The sequence below is a fragment of the Pseudomonas laurylsulfativorans genome, from assembly GCF_002906155.1.
Taxonomy (GTDB): domain Bacteria; phylum Pseudomonadota; class Gammaproteobacteria; order Pseudomonadales; family Pseudomonadaceae; genus Aquipseudomonas; species Aquipseudomonas laurylsulfativorans.
The window spans coordinates 269,062-288,357 of sequence record NZ_MUJK01000006.1; the positions used below are offsets into that span (position 1 = coordinate 269,062).

Sequence of the window (19,296 nt, forward strand, 5' to 3'; positions counted from 1 at the left end):
ACAAAGTATTTAAGGAATATCGATCATGGCTGCTAAAGAAGTTCTGTTTGGCGATTCCGCCCGCAAGAAAATGCTCAAAGGCGTCAACGTCCTGGCTGACGCGGTAAAAGCGACCCTGGGCCCGAAAGGCCGTAACGTGATCATCGAGAAGAGCTTCGGCGCTCCGACCATCACCAAGGACGGCGTTTCCGTCGCCAAAGAAATCGAACTGGAAGACCGTTTCGAAAACATGGGCGCGCAACTGGTCAAAGACGTTGCCTCCCGTGCCAACGATGACGCAGGCGACGGCACCACCACCGCTACCGTTCTGGCTCAATCGATCGTCAACGAAGGCCTGAAAGCCGTCGCTGCCGGCATGAACCCGATGGATCTGAAGCGTGGTATCGACAAGGCGACCATCGCCATCGTCAAAGAGCTGAAAAACCTGTCCAAGCCATGCGCTGACACCAAGGCAATCGCTCAGGTAGGTACCATCTCCGCCAACTCCGACAACTCCATCGGCGACATCATTGCCGAAGCCATGGAAAAAGTCGGTAAAGAAGGCGTGATCACCGTTGAAGAAGGCACTGGCCTGGAAAACGAACTGTCGGTTGTAGAAGGCATGCAGTTCGACCGTGGCTACCTGTCCCCGTACTTCGTCAACAAGCCGGAAACCATGGTTGCCGAACTGGACAACCCACTGGTTCTGCTGGTCGACAAAAAGATCTCGAACATCCGCGAAATGCTGCCAGTACTGGAAGCCGTTGCCAAAGCCGGCCGTCCACTGCTGATCGTTTCCGAAGACGTTGAAGGCGAAGCCCTGGCGACTCTGGTCGTGAACAACATGCGTGGCATCGTTAAAGTCGCAGCCGTCAAGGCTCCAGGCTTCGGCGACCGTCGCAAGGCCATGCTGCAGGACATCGCTGTTCTGACTGGCGGTACCGTTATCTCCGAAGAGATCGGCCTGAGCCTGGAAGCCGCTACCCTGGAAAACCTGGGCAGCGCCAAGCGTGTGACCATCTCCAAGGAAAACACCATCATCGTTGACGGTGCTGGCGTAGCAAGCGACATTGAAGCCCGTATCGCTCAGATCCGTGCCCAGGTTGCCGAAACTTCCTCGGACTACGACCGTGAAAAACTGCAAGAGCGTCTGGCCAAGCTGTCCGGCGGCGTAGCAGTGATCAAGGTTGGCGCTGGTTCCGAAGTTGAAATGAAAGAGAAGAAAGCCCGCGTTGAAGACGCCCTGCATGCTACCCGTGCAGCCGTTGAAGAAGGCGTGGTGCCTGGCGGTGGCGTTGCGCTGATCCGTGCTCTGCAAACCCTGAACGATCTGAAAGGCGACAACGCTGATCAGGACGTAGGTATCGCAGTTCTGCGCCGTGCCGTTGAAGCACCGCTGCGTCAGATCGCTGCCAACAGCGGTGACGAGCCAAGCGTTGTGGTCAACGAAGTCAAGAACGGCAAAGGTAACTACGGTTACAACGCTGCGACTGGCGAATACGGCGACATGATCGAAATGGGCATCCTGGACCCAACCAAGGTCACCCGTTCCGCGCTGCAAGCTGCATCGTCGATCGGCGGTCTGATCCTGACCACCGAAGCTGCTGTTGCTGATGCACCGAAGAAAGACGGTGGTGCTGGCGGCGGTATGCCAGATATGGGCGGCATGGGCGGCATGGGCGGCATGATGTAAGCCAGCCTTACCCCTGTACGAAAAAACCCCGCCTGCGAAAGCTGGCGGGGTTTTTTATTGCCTTCAATTTGGGGTTGGCTGGAGATCGCGATGACGTCAGGTCAGGCGCTGACCGGATCCGCTTTGATCGCTCGCTCAGTCTTCATCATCGGTCGATACAGAACGTAGTAGTACGACCCCAGACAAATCAGCCAGCAGAACACCGCCGTCCACACGTTGTGCGAGAAGAAGTGCGCGCCCTGCATCATTCGCCCGATGGAGAACACCGAGCCGAGGGCAAAGGCGAAGACCAACGCTGCGCGAGCCATGCGCGGGCGACGGTCACGCAAGACGAAAAACAGGGCAAACAGGGTGAAGCCGGTGGCCGCATGGCCGCCGGGCCAGCAACGTCCCGGTTTATCGGTATGCGGGCGAGGGCTCAACAGTTCGCTGTAAGTCTCGTGACCACCAAATTGCTCGAGGCTCCACGGGCACTGCACCGCGGTCACCGCTTTCATGGGCGTGACAAAGGAAGTCGCCAGGCCCAGGGACAGCACCAGGCAACCCAGTTCGCGCTTGAACGGCTTGAGTTTGGTCATGAAGAACGAAGCGATATAACCGAGGATGGCAAACACCGAGAAAGCGATGACCACTTGCTTGGCGCGATCGTGCAGGATGTCCTCGAGGAAATAACTGTGGCGTCCGATGAATTCCCCGGCGACCGGGTCGTAAAACAGCCTGGCCAGGTCTATGTCCAGACTGGTCAATTCGAGCAACACCAGAATGATCGCGGCAACGGCAGGGACGCCGAGGCACACCCAGAAATTGAGCGGACGAGGAGCGGGGCGGGAAGGGGTCGAAACCATGCTAGGTCCTTGATCAGTGAAATGTTCTCAAATGCGCAGCCGCGCAGAGTTTGAACCCGTTTCTGTCGCCTGCGTGTGAATCACTGGTGAAAAACTTGTTAAGGCTGTAAACGGTCAATTTCCACGATTTTGCGCTTCACTCAGTCCTAGCCGTGAGCTGAACTTCGCCTTAAGCTGCGCGGGCCACGACGGCCGATACTGTGGACGGAGAGATACCCATGCGAATTCTATTGGTTGAAGACAACCGCGATATCCTGGCCAACCTGGCCGATTACCTGGGGCTCAAAGGCTATACCGTGGATTGCGCGCAGGATGGTTTGTCTGGCCTGCATCTGGCGGCCACCGAGCATTACGATTTGATTGTGCTCGATATCATGTTGCCCGGCATCGATGGCTATACCCTGTGCAAGCGCCTGCGCGAAGATGCCCGCCGCGAGACACCAGTGATCATGCTCACGGCCCGTGATCAACTGGATGACCGTCTGCAAGGCTTCAAGTCCGGTGCCGATGACTATCTGATCAAACCGTTCGCCCTGTCTGAGCTGGCAGCACGTATCGAAGCGGTCATGCGCCGTACCCAGGGGGGCGGGCGGCGGACCTTGCAGGTCGGCGACCTGAGCTATGACCTCGACACCCTGGAAGTCACCCGTGAAGGACGGTTGCTGAAGCTAAACCCCGTCGGCCTGAAGTTGCTGGCGGTGTTGATGCAGAAAAGCCCGCATGTGTTGCGTCGTGAAATTCTTGAAGAGGCCCTATGGGGGGACGACTGTCCGGACAGCGACAGCCTGCGCAGCCATGTCCACCAACTGCGCCAGGTGATCGACAAACCGTTCGCCAAGCCGTTGTTGCAAACCGTGCACGGTGTGGGGTATCGCTTGGCCGAGGGGCGTGATGGAGTTTAAGCAGAGCCTTTCTCAACGCATCATCATTGCCTTTGCGCTGATGAGCGCACTGGTGGCGGGTGCCTTTGCCATGGGCATCGTGGCAACCGTGCACCTGGTGGAGGAAAAACTGATTTCGGCAGGCCTGGGCGGCGATTTGCAGCGCCTGTTGCTGATGGACAATGTCACGGACTGGAGCCATCGACCCGAGCCGGACCAATTGTTCTACTTCAGCAGCGGTCCGGGTGATTTCAGGTTGCCCAAGGATCTGCGGCACCTGGAGCCGGGTTTCCACGAGGTATTCCGTGAAAACCTGTCGTACCACGCCATGGTCGAAATCGTCGACGGCCGACGGTACGTGCTGTTGCAGGATCAGAGCGACTTTGAAGAGCGTGAGCGGGTGCTGTTTGCCGTGGTGCTGGTGGGTTTCGTGCTCAGCCTGGCGCTTGCGGTATTTCTCGGCTGGGTCCTGGCCCGCAAGGTGATGGCGCCGGTGGTGCGCCTGGCCCGCCAGGTACGCCATCGCGATCAACTGCTGGGTTTGGCTCCTCCTTTGGCTCCGGACTATGCCGCTGACGAAGTGGGCGAACTGGCCGTGGCTTTTGACGCCACCCTCGGGCGCTTGCGTCAGGCCCTGACCCGCGAGCGGTTGTTCACCAGCGATGTCAGCCACGAATTGCGTACTCCCCTGATGATATTGGCCAGCTCCTGCGAGCTGTTGCTGGAAAACCCCGGTCTCGATCAGCGCGGCCGCGCCCAGGTCGAGCGCATCGCCCGGGCCTGTGAAGAAATGCGTGAGCTGGTGCAAACCTTCCTGATGCTGGCCCGTGCCCAGCGCGAAGACGCCAGCATGTCGCCACAGCAGTCCCTGAGCCAGGTGGCCGAGGGCCTGCTCGGTCTGTGGCGCGAGCCCATTGAAAGCAAAGGGTTGAAGCTGATCTTCGAGCCGGGCAAACCAGGGGCCAAAGCCTACAATGCGACGCTCTTGCATGCGGTGATGGGGAACTTGCTACGCAATGCCTTGCATTACACCGAACAAGGCTTCATCCGCCTGACCTTGACGGGCACGGGCTTTCTGGTCGAAGACAGTGGTGTGGGCATTCCCGAGGAAAAACGCGAGGCAATGTTCGAACCGTTCGTTCGGGGCACTGAAAAGCGCGGGGAAGGCTTGGGGCTGGGGCTTTCACTGGTACAGCGGATCTGTGAAAACCAGGGCTGGAACGTCAGCCTGACAACCGTGGAGCCTAGTGGCTGTCGTTTTGAGGTGGAGCTGTCCCGAGCTTGATCTATTGAGCCAAGTGTCCGCACACCCTATTAATTCTGTAAAACCCTGTAATACTTCTAGGTTTCCATGACGAAATTTTCACAAATGGATCACCTGAAACCGACACCGCGAAACCTAAGGTAGTTGTTATCAGAAGTTCAGGAGACCTGATGATGGACGGCCCGATCAAACTCGATTTTTCCGAAAAGTACGACGATCAACACGCGCAACGCTATTTGCGCAAACACCAGGATGGTCTCGGCCGTCGATTGTCCCACTGGCGTGACGTGCAACTGGCGCGCAAGGCGCTGGCCCTGGTTGGCGAGCCTGGCCTGGTCCTCGACTTGCCGTGCGGTGCAGGGCGTTTCTGGCCCATGCTGGCGGAAAAGCCCAACCGCGTGATCATCGGCGCCGATAACTCGGAGTCCATGCTGAAGATCGCAACCCAGGCGCAACCTGCCGATGTGGTGAAACGGGTACAACCCTTGCACACTTCTGCATTCGACATCGCCTTGCCGGATAACGCCGTCGACAGCATTTTTTGCATGCGCTTGCTGCACCACATCGGTGAAGCCGAGCATCGCATGGCTATTTTGCGCGAATTCGAGCGTGTTTCCCGTGACAGCGTGATCCTTTCATTGTGGGTGGATGGCAACTTCAAGGCCTGGAAACGCAAGCGTTCGGAGAGATCCCGTGGGCAAGAAGGTTACCAAAACCGGTTTGTGTTACCGGCCGCTACCGTAGAAAAGGAATTTGAGCAGGCGGGTTTCCGCATCCAGGAACAACTGGACTTTTTGCCGCTCTATGCCATGTGGCGAGTTTACGTATTACGCAAGAGGTAACAGGATGGCAGTGCAGTGTGCAGCAGAAACGGAAGTCCCTCCCCAGGACCGCTTTGATTACTTCTGGAATCAGCGCGGTGAATGGGTAGAAGAACCGAACGTCCGTCGCGGTGGGGAAAGCGGTGTTCAACGTGTTATGGGCAGTGATGGTCAACTGCTCTACGTCAAGCGTCAGACCGGGCATATCCATCGCAGCTGGCTGCACCCTTTCGGGCGGCCTACGGTGCTGCGCGAGCAAGCTGCGCTCATCGGTGTGACTGCGCTTGGCGTACGGGTTCCGCAAATCGTTTTCTGCGGCGCACAGCGTGATCCTGTGCACAAATGGCGTGCATTGCTGGTCACCAAGTCGCTGGATGGCTTCGAGGAAATCGAGCACTGGTACGCTGGTGGCGGTCGCGAACGTCATGGTGAAGCCGTGAACGACCGTGTGCTCAAGGACCTGGCTGAAAACCTGGCCCGCATGCACAAGGGCCGCTGGCAGCACAGTTGCATCTACATCAAGCACGTATTCGTTCGCGTGACCGGTGAGGGCGAGTCGGCCAAGGTCGAAGTTGCCCTGATCGATCTGGAGAAATGCCGACAGCGTTTGACCGCCTATCGCGCTGCTGCCCATGACATGAAGCAATTGCGTCGCCACTCGTCGTTCAGCGATGCAGACTGGAAGAAGCTCGTCTACTTTTACGAGACGGCGTTTGGCAGCGCTATCAAGGGTTTATAGCGATGAAACTCGAAATTGCACGAGGTTTGTTTCTGGTAGGAGCCTTGGCAGTTGCATCAATCGCGGTGGCAGCCTGGGAGCAACCGCGCCCCCAGGTTCTCAGTTCGATAAGCGCAGATGAACATTGTCCATTGCCACGCGTTGCCAAGGCATCGGTGGCCACTCAACCCGATCATGATTTGTTGCTATTTATGTTCGGACTTTCTCAGGGATTGAGGCCGCAAAGTTGAACCGATTGAAGCCCAAATGAAAGGCCTCGCATTAGCGAGGCCTTTTTTTTCGGGCTTTCATTGGTTTGGTCACGGTCCCTTGTAGGAGCCGGCTTGCTGGCGATGGTCGTTAACGATAACGCGTATGAACTGGATAAACGCGGCGCACTTGAGCCCATCGCCAGCAAGCCGGCTCCTACAGTTATTGAGTTATGTTTCCCGAGGTTTCTCGGGCTTGGCCAACAGCGTATACACGCAGGGCAACACAAACAGGGTGAACAATGTGCCGATCGACATGCCCGTCGCGATGACCGTACCGATGTCGAACCGGCTGACCGCCCCAGCACCGGTGGCGATGATCAATGGCACCATGCCGAACACCATCGCCGCGGTGGTCATCAAGACCGGACGCAGGCGGATGGCCGCCGCTTCCTCCACCGCTTCCCGTGCCGTCAGCCCCTTGTCCTTGCGTAGCTGGTTGGCGAACTCGACGATCAGGATGCCGTGTTTGCTGATCAATCCAATCAAGGTCACTAGCCCGACCTGGGTGTAGATGTTCATGCTCGACCAACCCAGGAACAGCGGAATCAATGCGCCGCAGATAGAAAGGGGCACGGTGACCAGGATCACCAGTGGGTCGCGGAAGCTTTCGAACTGGGCTGCCAATACCAGGAAAATGATCGCCAGTGCCAGGGCAAAGGTGACCCACAGGGCGCTGCCCTCCTGGACGTACTGCCTCGATGCGCCGGCGTAGTCGAAGGAAAAACCGACGGGCGCCTCTTCCCGGGCGATCTGGCGCACGAGGTCGATGGCTTCACCCATGCTCACCAGCGGCACGCCGGACAGGATGGCCGAGTTGAGTTGCTGGAATTGGTTCAGCTGTCGTGGTCGGGCACGGTCGGTGACGGTGATCAGGGTCGACAGCGCTAGCAATTCGCCCTTGGTGTTTTTCACGTAGTAATTGTTCAGCCAGTCCGGATTGTCACGGAACGGCCGCTCGACCTGGGCAATGACCTTGTAGCTGCGACCTTCAATGGTGAAGCGGTTGATTTCGGCCTCGCCCAGCAAGGTCGCCAGGGTTCCCCCCAGATCCTGCATGGAAACCCCCATCTGCGCGGCCTTGGCGCGGTCGATATCCACCACCACTTCCGGTTTGTCGAAGGCCAGGTCAACGTCGACAAAGGCAAACTTGCCGGACTCCAATGCACGCTTTTTAACCCGGTCGACCACCTGCAATAGCAATTCGTAATCGTTGGCGGAGTTGATGACGAACTGGAACGGCAGGCCTTCGCCGGTGCCCGGTAGGGACGGCAGGTTGAAGCCGAAAATCTGCAACCCGGGGATACTTTCCAGTTTGCTCTGAACCTCGGGCAGGATCGCCATCTGGGTACGGCTGCGCTCGTTCCATGGCTTGAGCAGGAAACCGCCGATGCCCGATTGCACGCCGTTGAAACCGTTGATCTGGAACGACGAGTAGTACTCGGGAAAGGCCTTGAAGATCGAGATGAACTCGTCGGTATAGGTGTTCAGGTAGTCCAGGTTGGTCGGTTGCGGGGCATTGGCCAGCATGAAAATGATGCCCTGGTCCTCATCCGGAGCCAGTTCCGATTTGGTGAACTTGAGGAAGACCGGAATCAGGCACAGCACGATCACAGCGAACACTAACACCACCGGCCGGGTGTTGAGGGTGCCGTGAAGCATGCTTTGGTAGCGGCGCTTGAGGCTTTCGAAAATCATGTCCAGGCGATGGGCCAGGCCACTGGGATTTTCATCGTGGCGCAGAAGAAATGCACACATCATCGGTGACAGGGTCAGGGCGACGATACCGGAAATCACCACCGCGCCGGCCAGGGTCAGGGCGAACTCCTTGAACAGCGCACCGGTCAGGCCGGTCAGGAAACCGATCGGTGCATACACCGCCGCGAGGGTGATGGTCATCGAGACCACCGGCATGGCGATTTCCCGGGCGCCTTCAATGGCGGCGTCCAGCGGGGTCTTGCCCTCTTCGATGTGGCGATGAATGTTTTCCACCACCACGATGGCGTCATCCACCACCAGACCGATGGCCAACACCATCGCCAGCAGGGTGAGCAGGTTGATGGAATACCCCATCATCTGCATGAAGAACATCACGCCGATCATCGACAGCGGAATGGTCACCACCGGGATCACCACCGAACGCAGGGCACCGAGGAACAGGAACACCACCACGATCACGATCAGTACCGCTTCGAACAGGGTTTTCACCACTTCGTCGATCGAGGCCTGGATGAACAGGGTGGCGTCATAGGCGATTTCACCCTTGAGGTTTGGCGGTAGCTGGGCCTCAAGGTCCGGCATGATCTTGCGCACTTCCTTGATCACGTCCAGCGGGTTGGCGCCGGGCGTCGCCTTGATGCCGATGTACACCGAAGGGGTACCGCCGAACGAGCTGATGGTGTCGTAGTTCTCCGCGCCCATTTCCACGCGCGCCACATCGCGCAGCAGCACACGGCTGTCGCCGTCGACCTTGAGCGCAATGGCGCCGAAGGCTTCGGCGGACTTGAGCTCGGTATTGGCGTTGATGCTGGTGACCACGTATTCGCCTTTCAGCTCGCCGGCCGCCGAGAGGAAGTTGTACTGGCGCACCGCGTTGGTCACATCGCTGGCGCTGAGGCCGAAGCCAGCGAGCTTAACCGGGTCCAGCCACAGGCGCATGGCAAAGACCTGGTTGCCGAGGATCTCGGCTTCGGCCATGCCGGGCAAGGTCGCCAGTTTCGGCTGGATCACCCGTGACAGGTAATCGGTGATCTGCGGGTTGTTCAATTCCTTGCTGAAGAAGCTGATGTACATCAGCGCTGATGCATCGGCAGATTCTTTGCTCAGTACCGGGTCTTCGGCGTCTTGGGGCAACTGGTTCTTGACCTCGTTGGCCTTGGCCAGCAGTTCGGTAAACAGGCGGTCGCTGTTGGAGCCCACGCGTGCGTAGATCGAGATCACCGAAAAATTCTGGCGACTGACCGAGGTCATGTAGTCGATGCCCTCGGCGCTAGCCAGGCTTTGCTGCATCGGTTGAGTGATATAGCCCTGGATGGTCTCGGCGTTGGCCCCGGGGTAAGCGGTGGTCACCGTGATCAGGGCGTTTTCCATTTGCGGATACTGGCGCAGCGGCAGCTTGCTCCAGGCCTGGAAGCCCAGCAGCACAATCAGCAGGCTGACGACGGTTGCGAGAACCGGGCGGCGAATGAATGGATCGGTAAAAGCCATGGGGATTCCTTGATCAGTTCGCGCGTGGCGGACTGTTCTGCTCGGCTAGGGTCTTGTCGTCGCTGATGGCGATGTGTGCACCGTTATCCAGTTTGAGCTGGCCGGCGGTCACCACTTTCTCGCCGTTCTGCACGCCCTTAGTGATCATCACTTGCCCATCGCGGCGTTCGCCGGTTTCGACAAAACGCCGTTCGGCGATCAGCACCGGCTGGCCCTTGTCGTCCTTTTCCAGGCTGCCATCTTCGGCCTTCTTTGGTACGGCCACATACACCGAGTTACCGTAGAGCGTGTAGGTAATTGCGCTTTCCGGCACCACGATGCGCGGTTGCGGGTTGGGCAGGAGCACCTGGAGGCTGGCGAACATGCCGGGCAGCAACTTGCCATCGGGGTTGGCCAGGGTGGCGCGGACCTGAACGTTACGGGTGCTGTTTTCGACTTTGGGGTTAATTGCACTGATGGTGCCGGGGAACGTCTGGGTCGGATAGGCAGAAACGATGATCTGAACCGGTTGGCCGATGGCGACTTTCGGTACCGATTGTTCTGGGACGAAGAAGTCGACGTATAGGCTGCTGAGGTCTTGCAAGGTGGCGATCATGGTGCCGCTGGCCACGTAGTCGCCGACATCCACCTGGCGAATGCCGATGGTGCCGCTGAACGGCGCGATGATGCGCTTTTTCTCGAGCGCCGCCTTGAGTTGATTGACCGTGGCCTTGCTCTTTTTCAGAACGGCCGAGAGCCGGTCGAACTCACCCTTGGAAATAGCCTGGCTGCCCACCAGCTGGCTGCCACGGCTGTAATCCACCTGGGCCAGCCCGAGGTCGGCCTGTGCGGTTTCCAGGAGGGCGGTTTCCACGGCGCTGTCCAGTTGCACGATCGGCTGGCCGGCCTTGACCTTCTGCCCTGACTCGAACTGCACGTCGGTGACGGTGCCGGCAATTTCCAGGCTCAGGTCGACACCTTGCAGCGCCTTGAGGGTGCCGACCGTGGGCAGCCGGGATTGCCACGGACGTTCGGTGGCGGTGGCAACAGCGACATTGATGGGCGGTTTGGGTGCGGAGAAGCCTTGAATCATCGTATAGACGGAGAAGGCTTTGTACGCAGCCAGGACCAGCACAATCAGTAACACAACACCCAACATGATCAGCATGCGGCGACGCAGCATATTCCAGTTCCTTGGAGAAAATCAGGCGAGACAGTGGGGCACATTACTCCGACTGGGAAAGGGATTCCAATGGCTGTTTATTGGAACCCCATAACCTGTAGGAGCCGGTTTGCCGGCGATAGTGCCGTTGAATTTACGGTGTTCTTTTAATTGCCATCGCTGGCAAGCCAGCTCCTACCAGGGGATGCGTTTGGCGTAGGAGCTGGGGGACGCTGATTATTTACGCCATCAGATGCAGATGGTTGTCCCAGAGCCCTGCGGGTAGCTCAAGGGGCTTTGCAACAAGATTGGTCTGGCGGCAGTCGTAGTAGCGGCAACGTCCCTGGCCCGAGGTCACGACAAAACCATCGGCGACGGCACCGACCCCGGCGCAATCGGGCAGTGGCGCATCCAGGCGTACTTCACCACTGTCCAGGTCCCAGATGAAAAAACGGTTGCCCCGTGGTGCCGTCAATGCCACCAGGCGCAAGTCATTGTGTACCGCGACGCTGGCGGTGTAGTGCCCCATGGCCTGCAACTGATGCTCGGGCACCGGGAATGCCACGAAAGGCTGGCCGGGACGCTTGATCGCCAGCAGCTCCGATGACTCGTGGGCCGCGCCCATGAATTGCTGGCTGGCAACGATGGTGCCGTCGCCGGCGATGGCCAGATGGCGCACGCTGTTCATCTGCTGGGCGAGGGTTTCCTTGCTCAGCAGGGTGCCGTCGCGTTGCATCAGGACCAGGCTCGGCTCCATGGCATTGAGGTTCATCTCCACCCGGCTTTCGGCTTCGGTGCGAATCCCGCCGTTGGCCACCACCAGGGTTTCGCCATCGGGCATCCACGACACTTGGTGCGGGCCCAGGCCGTGGGTGGAAATCTCACCGCTGTGGACCAGCCGTTCACCTTCGAATTTGTACACGCCGAGCAGGCCGCGACCCGGATCGGTGGTGTCGTTTTCGGTGGCGTACAGCCAGTCGCCGCTGTGGTGAATGACCGCGTGTCCGTAGAAGTGCCGGTTTGGCTGTGACACCACGGTTTGCAGGAGCGCGCCGTCGCGCAGGTCGATCAGGTAGCTCTCGGTACCCGGACGGCGGGCAACGAACAGCGCAATCGGTTGCGTCGGGTGGTTGATGATGTCGTGGCAACGCTGGCCGACCCGGGTGGCGAACACCTGGGTGCCATCGAGCCGATAACCGACAGCGTAATGCTGACCATCGGTATCGTCCCGTGCCGACAGCAACAACGGACTCTTGTCCTTTTGCTTGAACAGCTTCCAGCCGCCCAGCGTCACCGCACCCAGCAACAAACTACCCAAGGTCAGAGCCTGGCGTCGCAGCATGGAACTCGCCCCCATCAGTCGCCGTCGTTGGCGTTGAAGCCCAGTTGGATACCCAACGCCTTGGCCAGATCAGCCTCGTGCAAGCGATGGACAACGTTGAGGCTGTCGTACAGATCGTTGAGTTGCTGGCGGCCGGCGTCGTCACCGAGCATGTCGGTCAGCGAGCGTTGGTTGCCGGCGAACAGTTTCAGCGAGGCGGCATAGGCGGCATCGATCTTGTCGGCCAACGGTTTCTGCTCACTCGGCAACAGGCTGCGCAGGCCTTTGTTATCCACACCTTCCCAGACTGTCTTGGCGGCCGCGAGGCTGGCCTCGAGGCTGGTCAGGGACGACTGGCTACGCCATGCGTCGGCCTGGAACGGTTGCGGCACGCCCTTGCTCTGGCGGCCCATCGGCGTGCCGAGTTTTTTCTTCAGGGTGTCGATGGCGGTGACTTGCACGCGCAGCAGTTCGGCGATCGCTTCGTGGGAGTCCGCGTAGCGCTGGTTCGGGAATTTGCTCATTTGCGCGAGCATGCCGTCAGTGTTGTTCCAGGATTGCAGAATCTCTTCGGCCAATTGCTTCTGGCGTTCGCCGATGGCGACCAGCAGCGGGCAGTATTTGGTCTTCTGCTCAGCGTTGGCCACGTCAGGCTTGCTGTCGAACAGAATGTATTCGTAAGCCGAGAGACCCTGTACCACAACGCTGGACTTGGCCAGGGCGGCGGCATCGATTTGCGGCTGGGCGGTGATCAGTTGCTCGACCTGACGGCCGACCAGGTTTTTCTTGTCCGGCCAGAACTGCACTTGCCACGAACGGTTGCCTTCGGCCAGTGGGCCGATCAGCAGTGGCTGCAGTTCAGCCCAGGCCTTTTGCGCATGCAGAAAATCGGCTCGGGCCGTTTCCAGGGTTTCCTTGCCTTCGCAGTAGGCGAGGGCACTGACCGCCAATTGACGGTCGGCTTCAACCCAGCGGGTGTAGGTCGGCAGGATCACCGACTTGGCGATGGCTGCCGACGTGACCGCTTGCGGGTCCTGAGGCGAGCAGGCGCCCAGGGCGAGTGCGGCAAGGCTGGTGAACAACAGTTTGGGACGGAACATGTCGGGCTCCCGCGAGTGGAATGCGTGTTAAAGGGAATTCAGGAACGCCAGCAGCGCGCTGCGCTGCTCGGCATCGAAAGACAAAACCTGTTGCTGCGCCGCTGTCGCTTCGCCGCCATGCCAGAGCACCGCTTCGAGCAGGTTGCGGGCGCGGCCGTCGTGCAGGAACTGGGTGTGGCCGCTGACCGCCGGTGTCAGGCCGATGCCCCACAATGGCGGGGTACGCCATTGGCGGCCGCTGGCCTGGAATTCGCTACGGTTGTCAGCCAGGCCGTCGCCCATGTCATGCAGCAGCAGATCGCTGTACGGGCGGATCACTTGATTGGCCAGTTCAGGTTCGGCGGCGTTGGCGGCGGTGGTGTATTTCGGTGTGTGGCAGGTTTGGCAGCCGGCCTGATAGAACAGGCTCTTGCCGGCCAGTACTTCAGGCGTGTTGACGTCACGACGGGCCGGGACGGCAAGGTTGCGGCTGTAGAACAGTACCAGGCGCAGGATGTTATCGCTGACTTCCGGCTCGCCATCCGGGCCGATGCCACTGGGCGCCTGTTTGCAGGCAGTTTGCGCGTCCGTGCAGTCATCAAAGGGTCTCAGGCTGGTCGTGAGACCCATATCACCGGAAAACGCGTGAACATTTTGTTGATTGAGGTTTGGTTGTCCGGCTTTCCAGCCAAATCTTCCCAACACTGTCTTTTGCTGGGCGTCGTCCCACACCTGGTTCGGACGCCCGGCAATGCCGTTGTTCGCCTTGGCCTGTGCCTCGGCGTTGGCCAGGATCGCCTCCTCGGGGATCGCTTCGAGCAGGCCTAGGCCAATCATCGGTGGCGCTACACGTGCCGAGAAACGGGTGTCGGGGTGCATCGGGCCGTAACCCAGCTGGGTGATGTTCAGGCTCGGTTTGCGCAGCTCGATTTCGGTGCCGTCCTTGAAGCGAACCGGCACGGCGGTGTAATCGACTCGCACTTTGCCTTCGGGGGCGACACCGGGTACGGCCATGTCCTGGAACTGTCCACCGTAGACGGGCTCCGGCACCACGCCGAGCTGTTCGATGACCTTGGCATACGCCGGGGCGTCGGGAATCGACAGGCGTACCAGCATCGACACGGCGTTCACATCGTCCGGAGTTGGCGGATGGCCACGGCCGTCCTTGATGTGGCAGCCCTGGCAGGCATTGGTATTGAACAGTGGGCCGAGGCCATCGCGTGCGGTCGTCGTCGACGGGGCGATTACCCAGGGGCTGCGGAAGAAGCTGTTGCCGACACTGAAATCCACGCGCCGTGACGGCGGCAGGTTCGCCGAAGGCATGGAAAACGCGTTCTGATCGGTCTTGCGCACCGTCGCACTGCCACCGGAGCGGGCTTCACCAGGTTCGGCCTGGGTGAATTTCGGGGCGTCATCGCAGGCACTCAGGCCCAGGGCCAGAAACAGTGCGGACAAGCGAAGAGGCAGCGGGGGCATCAGACATCCTGCAAGACGAGCAAAACAAGGGCGCAAAGTCTAACAGGGGATAGGAAATTGAATAAGAGGAATTATCGTTTGCTTGATGTGGGGCAGGGTTTTTCACCGGAGACCGAGGCGCTGCGATCGCTGGCAAGCCAGCTCCTACAGGGATCGGTTGTGTACTCGGGTTTTGCGAACATCACCGAACCTGTAGGAGCTGGCAAGCCAGCGATGGGGCCACCAGCATCACCACAAAAGGCAGGCATGAAAAAGGCGACCCGAAGGTCGCCTTTTTCACTCAGCCAGCGTTGATCAGAATTCGTGATCAGCGTTGTCCGGGTTCAGGTCGGCGATACCCAGTTTGCCAGCGGCAGCTTCGATCGAACCGGTCTGCTTGACCAGCGCAGCGATAGCGTCACGGACGATCTGGTTGCCCGCGGTGTTGCCGGCAGCGATCAGTTGGTCGTAGTGCTCACCCTTGTTGGCGTGATCAACCATGATCTGGATCTTGGCTTCGGTGGCGGCCAGGTCGTCTTTGAGCGCGGTGTCGGCAGCCGGGTCGGCCTTGGCCACCAGGGACGACAGGCTTGCGCCGGTCATTTTGGTGCCGTCGACACGGGTGTATTCGCCCAGGTACACGTTACGAATGCCCTTGGCATCGTAGAAGTGCGAGTTGTGGGTGTTGTCGCTGAAGCAATCCTGTTCGTCTTCAGGAGAGTTGGCTTCCAGGGACACCTTCATGCGCTCGCCCGCCAATTCGCCCAGGGACAGGCTGCCCATGCCGAACAGCATTTTGCGCAGGCCGGTTTCAGCCGGTTCTGCTTCCAGAGTGGCGCGGTAGTTGTCGGCCACGTTCGGCGTCCAGTTACCGACCATTTCTTCCAGGTCGCTGACCAGCAGCTGGGTCACGGACTTCAGGTAAGCACGACGACGGTCGTTGTGACCGCCAGTAGCGCCTTTGCCTTCCAGGTAGTCCGAAGCCGGACGGTTGCCGGCGCCAGGGCCGGTGCCGTTCAGGTCCTGGCCCCAGAGCAGGAATTCGATGGCGTGGTAGCCGGTGGCAACGTTGGCCTCGGAACCGCCCAGCTCGTTCAGGCTGGCGAGTTTTTCCGGGGTGATGTCTTTGACATCGACCTTGTCTTCGCCGATCTGTACTTCAGTGTTGGCGATGATGTTGGCAGTGGCACCCGGGTTGCCCAAGGCGTGTTCGTAGGACTTGTCGACATAGTCGATCAGGCCTTCGTCCAGTGGCCAGGAGTTCAGCTGACCTTCCCAGTCGTCAACGATGGTGTTGCCGAAGCGGAACACTTCGCTCTGCAGGTAAGGCACGCGAGCGGCAACCCAGGCAGCCTTGGCGGCTTTCAGGGTGTCGGCGTTCGGCTTGGCGAGGAAGGCGTCAATGGCGGTTTGCAGGGTCTTCGCAGTGGATTCGGCATCGCTGTAAACGGCGAAAACGATGTCGGCGTAATGGGCGACAACGGCTTTGGCGGCAGCTTCGTCGACTTTACCGGCAGCGGCAGGCGCAGCAGCTGGAGCAGCCGGGGCAGCCGCAGTGCTGGCAGCTGGCGCAGGCGCGGCAGCTTTCTCTTTGTCTTTACCTTCGCCACAACCGGCAAGGGAAATAGCGATGGCCAACAGACTGGCGGTAGCCAGAGGCATACGAATCATGGCGAACATCCTGCTTCGATAGGGGGTGGATGCATGCTGTGCGCACGCAAAACTGCGACATAATGCAAATCTTTCGCATTATGTGTAAAGAGTTGTAGGTGGAAATATTTCGTATTCACGGAATCGTGCGTTTCACCCTGTGCGAGCCTGCTCGCGATGAACGTCGAGGCACCGTGTGCATTCAGACTGCGCGCGTCGTCGTTCACGTCCATCGCGAGCAGGCTCGCTCCTACAGGGTTTACAAAATAGCGGCGTTACTGCGTTGCGCCTGCTTCAGGTAAACGCCCAGTTCCCGTGCCGGCAACGGCTTGCTGTAGTGATAGCCCTGACCTTCGTGGCAGCCTTCGGAAATGATGTAGGCCTCTTGCTCGGCGGTTTCCACGCCTTCGGCAATCACCTGCATGCCCAGGCTCTTGCCCAGCTGGATGATGGCGCGAACGATGGTCGCATCGTCGTCGTCATCAAGCAGGTCCTGAACGAAACTCTTGTCGATCTTGATCTTGTCCAGCGGCAGGCTCTTGAGATAGCTCAAGGACGAATAGCCGGTTCCGAAGTCGTCGATGGCGATCAGTGCGCCGGAGCGGCGCAGGCTGAGCAAGTGCTGGGCGGCAGTGCTGATGTCTTCCATCAGGCCGGTTTCGGTGACTTCCAGTTCCAGGCTGCGCGGTGGCAGGCGGTACATCTGCAGCAGGTTGTTGACCACCCGCGGCAGTTCGGCGTGGTGCAATTGAACCGTGGACAGGTTCACCGCCATGCGCAGGTCGCTGAAACCCTGGTCATGCCACTCGCGTAGCTGTTTGCAGGCCTGGTCCAGCACCCATTCGCCGATGGCAATGATGGTGCCGTTCTGTTCGGCCAGCGGGATGAACAGGTCTGGCGGCACCAGGCCGTGCTCGGGGTGTTGCCAGCGAATCAGGGCTTCGACGCCCACCACGCGGTTATCGCGATAGCTGATCTGCGGCTGGTAGACGAGGTAGAACTGGCTGCGGATCAGCGCATCGCGCAGGTCTTTTTCCAGCTCGCGGCGGCGGCGCATTTCGGTGTCGACGCTGGCGATATAGAACTGGTAACGGTTGCGCGAGCGGGTCTTAGCCAGCGTCATGGTCTGCTCGGCCTTTTGCAGCAACTTCTCGGTGCTGTCGCCGTCCTCGGGGAACAGAGTGATGCCGATGGTGGCGCGCAGGCGGATCTCCTGATGGTCGAGGGCAAACGCCGCTTCCAGATCATCAAGAATGCTTTGCGCCAGCTCGGCGGCTTCGTAGGGTTGCTCGATATCGGCCTGGACCAGGGCGAACTGGTCGCCACCGAGGCGGGCGAGGGCGCCCAGGCGACCGCTATGACCGCGCAGGCGATCAGCCAGGGCCAGCAGCAACTGGTCGCCGGTCTGGTAGCTGAACTGCTCGTTGATGCCCTTGAAGTCGTCGAGGCCGACACACAACACCGCGACCCGGCGCTGCAGTCTGCCGGCATCGATGAGGATCTTGTCCAGTTGCTGCTGCAATTGCTGCCGGTTCGGCAGTCCCGTCAGGAAGTCGTACTGAGACATGCGCAACAGGCTGTTTTCCGCTTCGTGGCGCAGATGGGTATTGCGTTCGATGGACTCGAGCAGCTGGTTGGCGGTGTTGATCCAGATGCCCAGTTCGTTTTTCTCGTGCCCCTTGAGCAGCGGAATCTTGTGTTCGCTGGGACGATCCGGGTTGATTTCCGTGAGGTGCTCGATGATCCGTGACAGCGGTTTGGTCAGCAGCCAGTGATAGACCAGGTACAACACCAGTGCCATTGCCAGCGCGCGCAGTACACCGGAGATGAAGATGATCACCGAGCTGACAATGAATCCCTGGCCGTAGGTAGCGGTATCGAGGGTGATGCTCAGGTCGCCGTAATACTCGCTGTAAGGCCCGCGACCGACCAGTTGGGTGGTGAAGGTGCGTTCCTTGCCAAGAATCAGGTCAGTCAGCCAGCGACTGCTGGAGTGCTGCAACTCGCGGGATTTTTGCGCGAGCATGGCTTCGTTGGGATGGCCGATAGAGGCCTGGCGCACGGCGTCGTCCTGAAACAGGCCTTCGATGACCTGCATGCCCATTTCCCGGTCCAGGCTGTAGACGGCCTGGGTCGAGGGGTCGCGAAACATGTCGAGGATGCGCTCGGCATCGCTGGCGACGGCCTGGCGTGTTTTATAGGCATCGAACACGATCTGCGCGCAGCTCAAGACCACGCCGACGATCAATGCCGACAGGAGCACGACCCGGAGCAACTTCACCGACAAGCTGTTCTTGAGTTCCAGCTTCAAAGGGTTATTCCTTGTTCCGTGCGGGTAGCATCAAGTTGCCATGAGTATTGGCAATCCCGTGATAGCAGTCAAAGAGACAATCATCCTTGGGGGATTTTGCCTGCAGCTTGGCCGATTTGCAGTTGTCTTGACGAGTTAGGCTATTAGCACTGTGTCGGTTGTCGAGTGCTTCAACTTGAGGGGCGGGGTGTAGATATTTTCCTTTTGTCTGATGTTAGCCGTCTGTGGCTGTGGGGCAAGGAGGTGCCGGCCTGTTTCATCGTCGGAAAATGCCTTGGGTTTTGTGGGGTGGGTTGGTTTTTTGACGGAGTACATATCCGTTTCTTTGGTAACGGCGACTTATGGTTTTGCCCTTACGGCGAGTCACTTTTAACAAGCGCCCGGAATGCCGGCCCAGTTAAAAGTAACCAAAAGCGCTCGCCCCTTGCGTCCGGCCCCTCGCTTAGGCTCGGCGTTCCTTCGCTCCGGTATCCATCCGGGGACACTGCCCTCCGGTCGGCTTCGCTTCGACCTACATGCAGCGTGTTCGACTGCGTCAAACGGCGCTGCGCGCCAATCCCCGGATGAACACCGGAACGAGGCCTCCCGAGGGGGGGCGGGTGGATCAAGATCAAGAGTTGCAGGCGAGCTAACGCTCGGCCCTGTAGGAGCGAGCTTGCTCG

Annotated in this window: 14 protein-coding genes; 6 read left to right on the forward strand and 8 right to left on the reverse strand. The window is 59.5% G+C overall.

All coding sequences use genetic code 11. From position 1 onward, the window contains the following. Positions 1-25 precede the first annotated feature (25 nt). Entirely contained in the window at positions 26-1,672 is a 1,647-nt protein-coding gene (gene groL, locus B0D71_RS20385; RefSeq protein ID WP_103396345.1) for a chaperonin GroEL, read from the forward strand. Positions 1,673-1,773: 101 nt separating this feature from the next. Here the strand turns inward: groL and B0D71_RS20390 are convergent, their stop codons facing one another. Then, the gene (locus B0D71_RS20390; protein ID WP_103396346.1) at positions 1,774-2,517 is read right to left on the reverse strand and encodes a phosphatase PAP2 family protein; all 744 of its coding nucleotides are present in this window, start codon (positions 2,515-2,517) and stop codon (positions 1,774-1,776) included. Between the two features lie 218 nt (positions 2,518-2,735). Between B0D71_RS20390 and colR the strand changes: the two genes are divergently transcribed. From colR to B0D71_RS20415, 5 genes are all read left to right on the forward strand, one after another. Continuing rightward, positions 2,736-3,419 carry a two-component system response regulator ColR gene (gene colR, locus B0D71_RS20395; protein WP_007985839.1) on the forward strand — a complete coding sequence of 228 codons (684 nt, stop codon included), beginning with the start codon at positions 2,736-2,738 and terminating at the stop codon, positions 3,417-3,419. Further along, positions 3,409-4,683 (forward strand): sensor histidine kinase, encoded by a 1,275-nt coding sequence (locus B0D71_RS20400; RefSeq protein ID WP_103396347.1) that lies wholly within the window; start codon positions 3,409-3,411, stop codon positions 4,681-4,683. The genes colR and B0D71_RS20400 overlap by 11 nt, the downstream gene beginning before the upstream one ends. Positions 4,684-4,835: 152 nt before the next feature. Continuing rightward, positions 4,836-5,504: a class I SAM-dependent methyltransferase gene (locus tag B0D71_RS20405; RefSeq protein WP_103396400.1), complete on the forward strand. Its 669-nt coding sequence runs from the start codon at positions 4,836-4,838 to the stop codon at positions 5,502-5,504. A 4-nt stretch (positions 5,505-5,508) separates the two neighbouring features. Continuing rightward, entirely contained in the window at positions 5,509-6,222 is a 714-nt protein-coding gene (locus B0D71_RS20410) for a lipopolysaccharide kinase InaA family protein (RefSeq protein ID WP_103396348.1), read from the forward strand. Positions 6,223-6,224: 2 nt separating this feature from the next. Continuing rightward, positions 6,225-6,452 carry a hypothetical protein gene (locus B0D71_RS20415; protein ID WP_103396349.1) on the forward strand — a complete coding sequence of 76 codons (228 nt, stop codon included), beginning with the start codon at positions 6,225-6,227 and terminating at the stop codon, positions 6,450-6,452. Positions 6,453-6,641: 189 nt separating this feature from the next. Here the strand turns inward: B0D71_RS20415 and B0D71_RS20420 are convergent, their stop codons facing one another. From B0D71_RS20420 to B0D71_RS20455, 7 genes are all read right to left on the reverse strand, one after another. Further along, positions 6,642-9,677, reverse strand: a complete 3,036-nt coding sequence (locus B0D71_RS20420; RefSeq protein WP_103396350.1) for a multidrug efflux RND transporter permease subunit — start codon at positions 9,675-9,677, stop codon at positions 6,642-6,644. A gap of 13 nt (positions 9,678-9,690) precedes the next feature. Then, the gene (locus tag B0D71_RS20425) at positions 9,691-10,839 is read right to left on the reverse strand and encodes an efflux RND transporter periplasmic adaptor subunit (protein WP_103396351.1); all 1,149 of its coding nucleotides are present in this window, start codon (positions 10,837-10,839) and stop codon (positions 9,691-9,693) included. A gap of 220 nt (positions 10,840-11,059) precedes the next feature. Further along, positions 11,060-12,160: a DUF1513 domain-containing protein gene (locus B0D71_RS20430; protein ID WP_103396401.1), complete on the reverse strand. Its 1,101-nt coding sequence runs from the start codon at positions 12,158-12,160 to the stop codon at positions 11,060-11,062. Positions 12,161-12,174: 14 nt separating this feature from the next. After that, positions 12,175-13,239 (reverse strand): imelysin family protein, encoded by a 1,065-nt coding sequence (locus tag B0D71_RS20435; protein WP_103396352.1) that lies wholly within the window; start codon positions 13,237-13,239, stop codon positions 12,175-12,177. Positions 13,240-13,266: 27 nt separating this feature from the next. Next, positions 13,267-14,694 (reverse strand): di-heme oxidoreductase family protein, encoded by a 1,428-nt coding sequence (locus tag B0D71_RS20440; protein ID WP_103396353.1) that lies wholly within the window; start codon positions 14,692-14,694, stop codon positions 13,267-13,269. A 294-nt stretch (positions 14,695-14,988) separates the two neighbouring features. After that, positions 14,989-16,344, reverse strand: coding sequence for an imelysin family protein (locus B0D71_RS20445; protein ID WP_103396354.1), 1,356 nt, complete (start codon positions 16,342-16,344; stop codon positions 14,989-14,991). Between the two features lie 238 nt (positions 16,345-16,582). Further along, positions 16,583-18,634, reverse strand: coding sequence for a putative bifunctional diguanylate cyclase/phosphodiesterase (locus B0D71_RS20455; protein ID WP_103396356.1), 2,052 nt, complete (start codon positions 18,632-18,634; stop codon positions 16,583-16,585). Positions 18,635-19,296: the final 662 nt, after the last annotated feature.

Excerpts from the sequence above, each read along its gene's own strand:
- groL (WP_103396345.1), top strand. The coding sequence starts at position 26 with ATGGCTGCTAAAGAAGTTCTGTTTGGCGATTCCGCCCGCAAGAAAATG.
- B0D71_RS20390 (WP_103396346.1), bottom strand. The coding sequence starts at position 2,517 with ATGGTTTCGACCCCTTCCCGCCCCGCTCCTCGTCCGCTCAATTTCTGG.
- colR (WP_007985839.1), top strand. The coding sequence starts at position 2,736 with ATGCGAATTCTATTGGTTGAAGACAACCGCGATATCCTGGCCAACCTG.
- B0D71_RS20400 (WP_103396347.1), top strand. The coding sequence starts at position 3,409 with ATGGAGTTTAAGCAGAGCCTTTCTCAACGCATCATCATTGCCTTTGCG.
- B0D71_RS20405 (WP_103396400.1), top strand. The coding sequence starts at position 4,836 with ATGGACGGCCCGATCAAACTCGATTTTTCCGAAAAGTACGACGATCAA.
- B0D71_RS20410 (WP_103396348.1), top strand. The coding sequence starts at position 5,509 with ATGGCAGTGCAGTGTGCAGCAGAAACGGAAGTCCCTCCCCAGGACCGC.
- B0D71_RS20415 (WP_103396349.1), top strand. The coding sequence starts at position 6,225 with ATGAAACTCGAAATTGCACGAGGTTTGTTTCTGGTAGGAGCCTTGGCA.
- B0D71_RS20420 (WP_103396350.1), bottom strand. The coding sequence starts at position 9,677 with ATGGCTTTTACCGATCCATTCATTCGCCGCCCGGTTCTCGCAACCGTC.
- B0D71_RS20425 (WP_103396351.1), bottom strand. The coding sequence starts at position 10,839 with ATGCTGCGTCGCCGCATGCTGATCATGTTGGGTGTTGTGTTACTGATT.
- B0D71_RS20430 (WP_103396401.1), bottom strand. The coding sequence starts at position 12,160 with ATGCTGCGACGCCAGGCTCTGACCTTGGGTAGTTTGTTGCTGGGTGCG.
- B0D71_RS20435 (WP_103396352.1), bottom strand. The coding sequence starts at position 13,239 with ATGTTCCGTCCCAAACTGTTGTTCACCAGCCTTGCCGCACTCGCCCTG.
- B0D71_RS20440 (WP_103396353.1), bottom strand. The coding sequence starts at position 14,694 with ATGCCCCCGCTGCCTCTTCGCTTGTCCGCACTGTTTCTGGCCCTGGGC.
- B0D71_RS20445 (WP_103396354.1), bottom strand. The coding sequence starts at position 16,344 with ATGATTCGTATGCCTCTGGCTACCGCCAGTCTGTTGGCCATCGCTATT.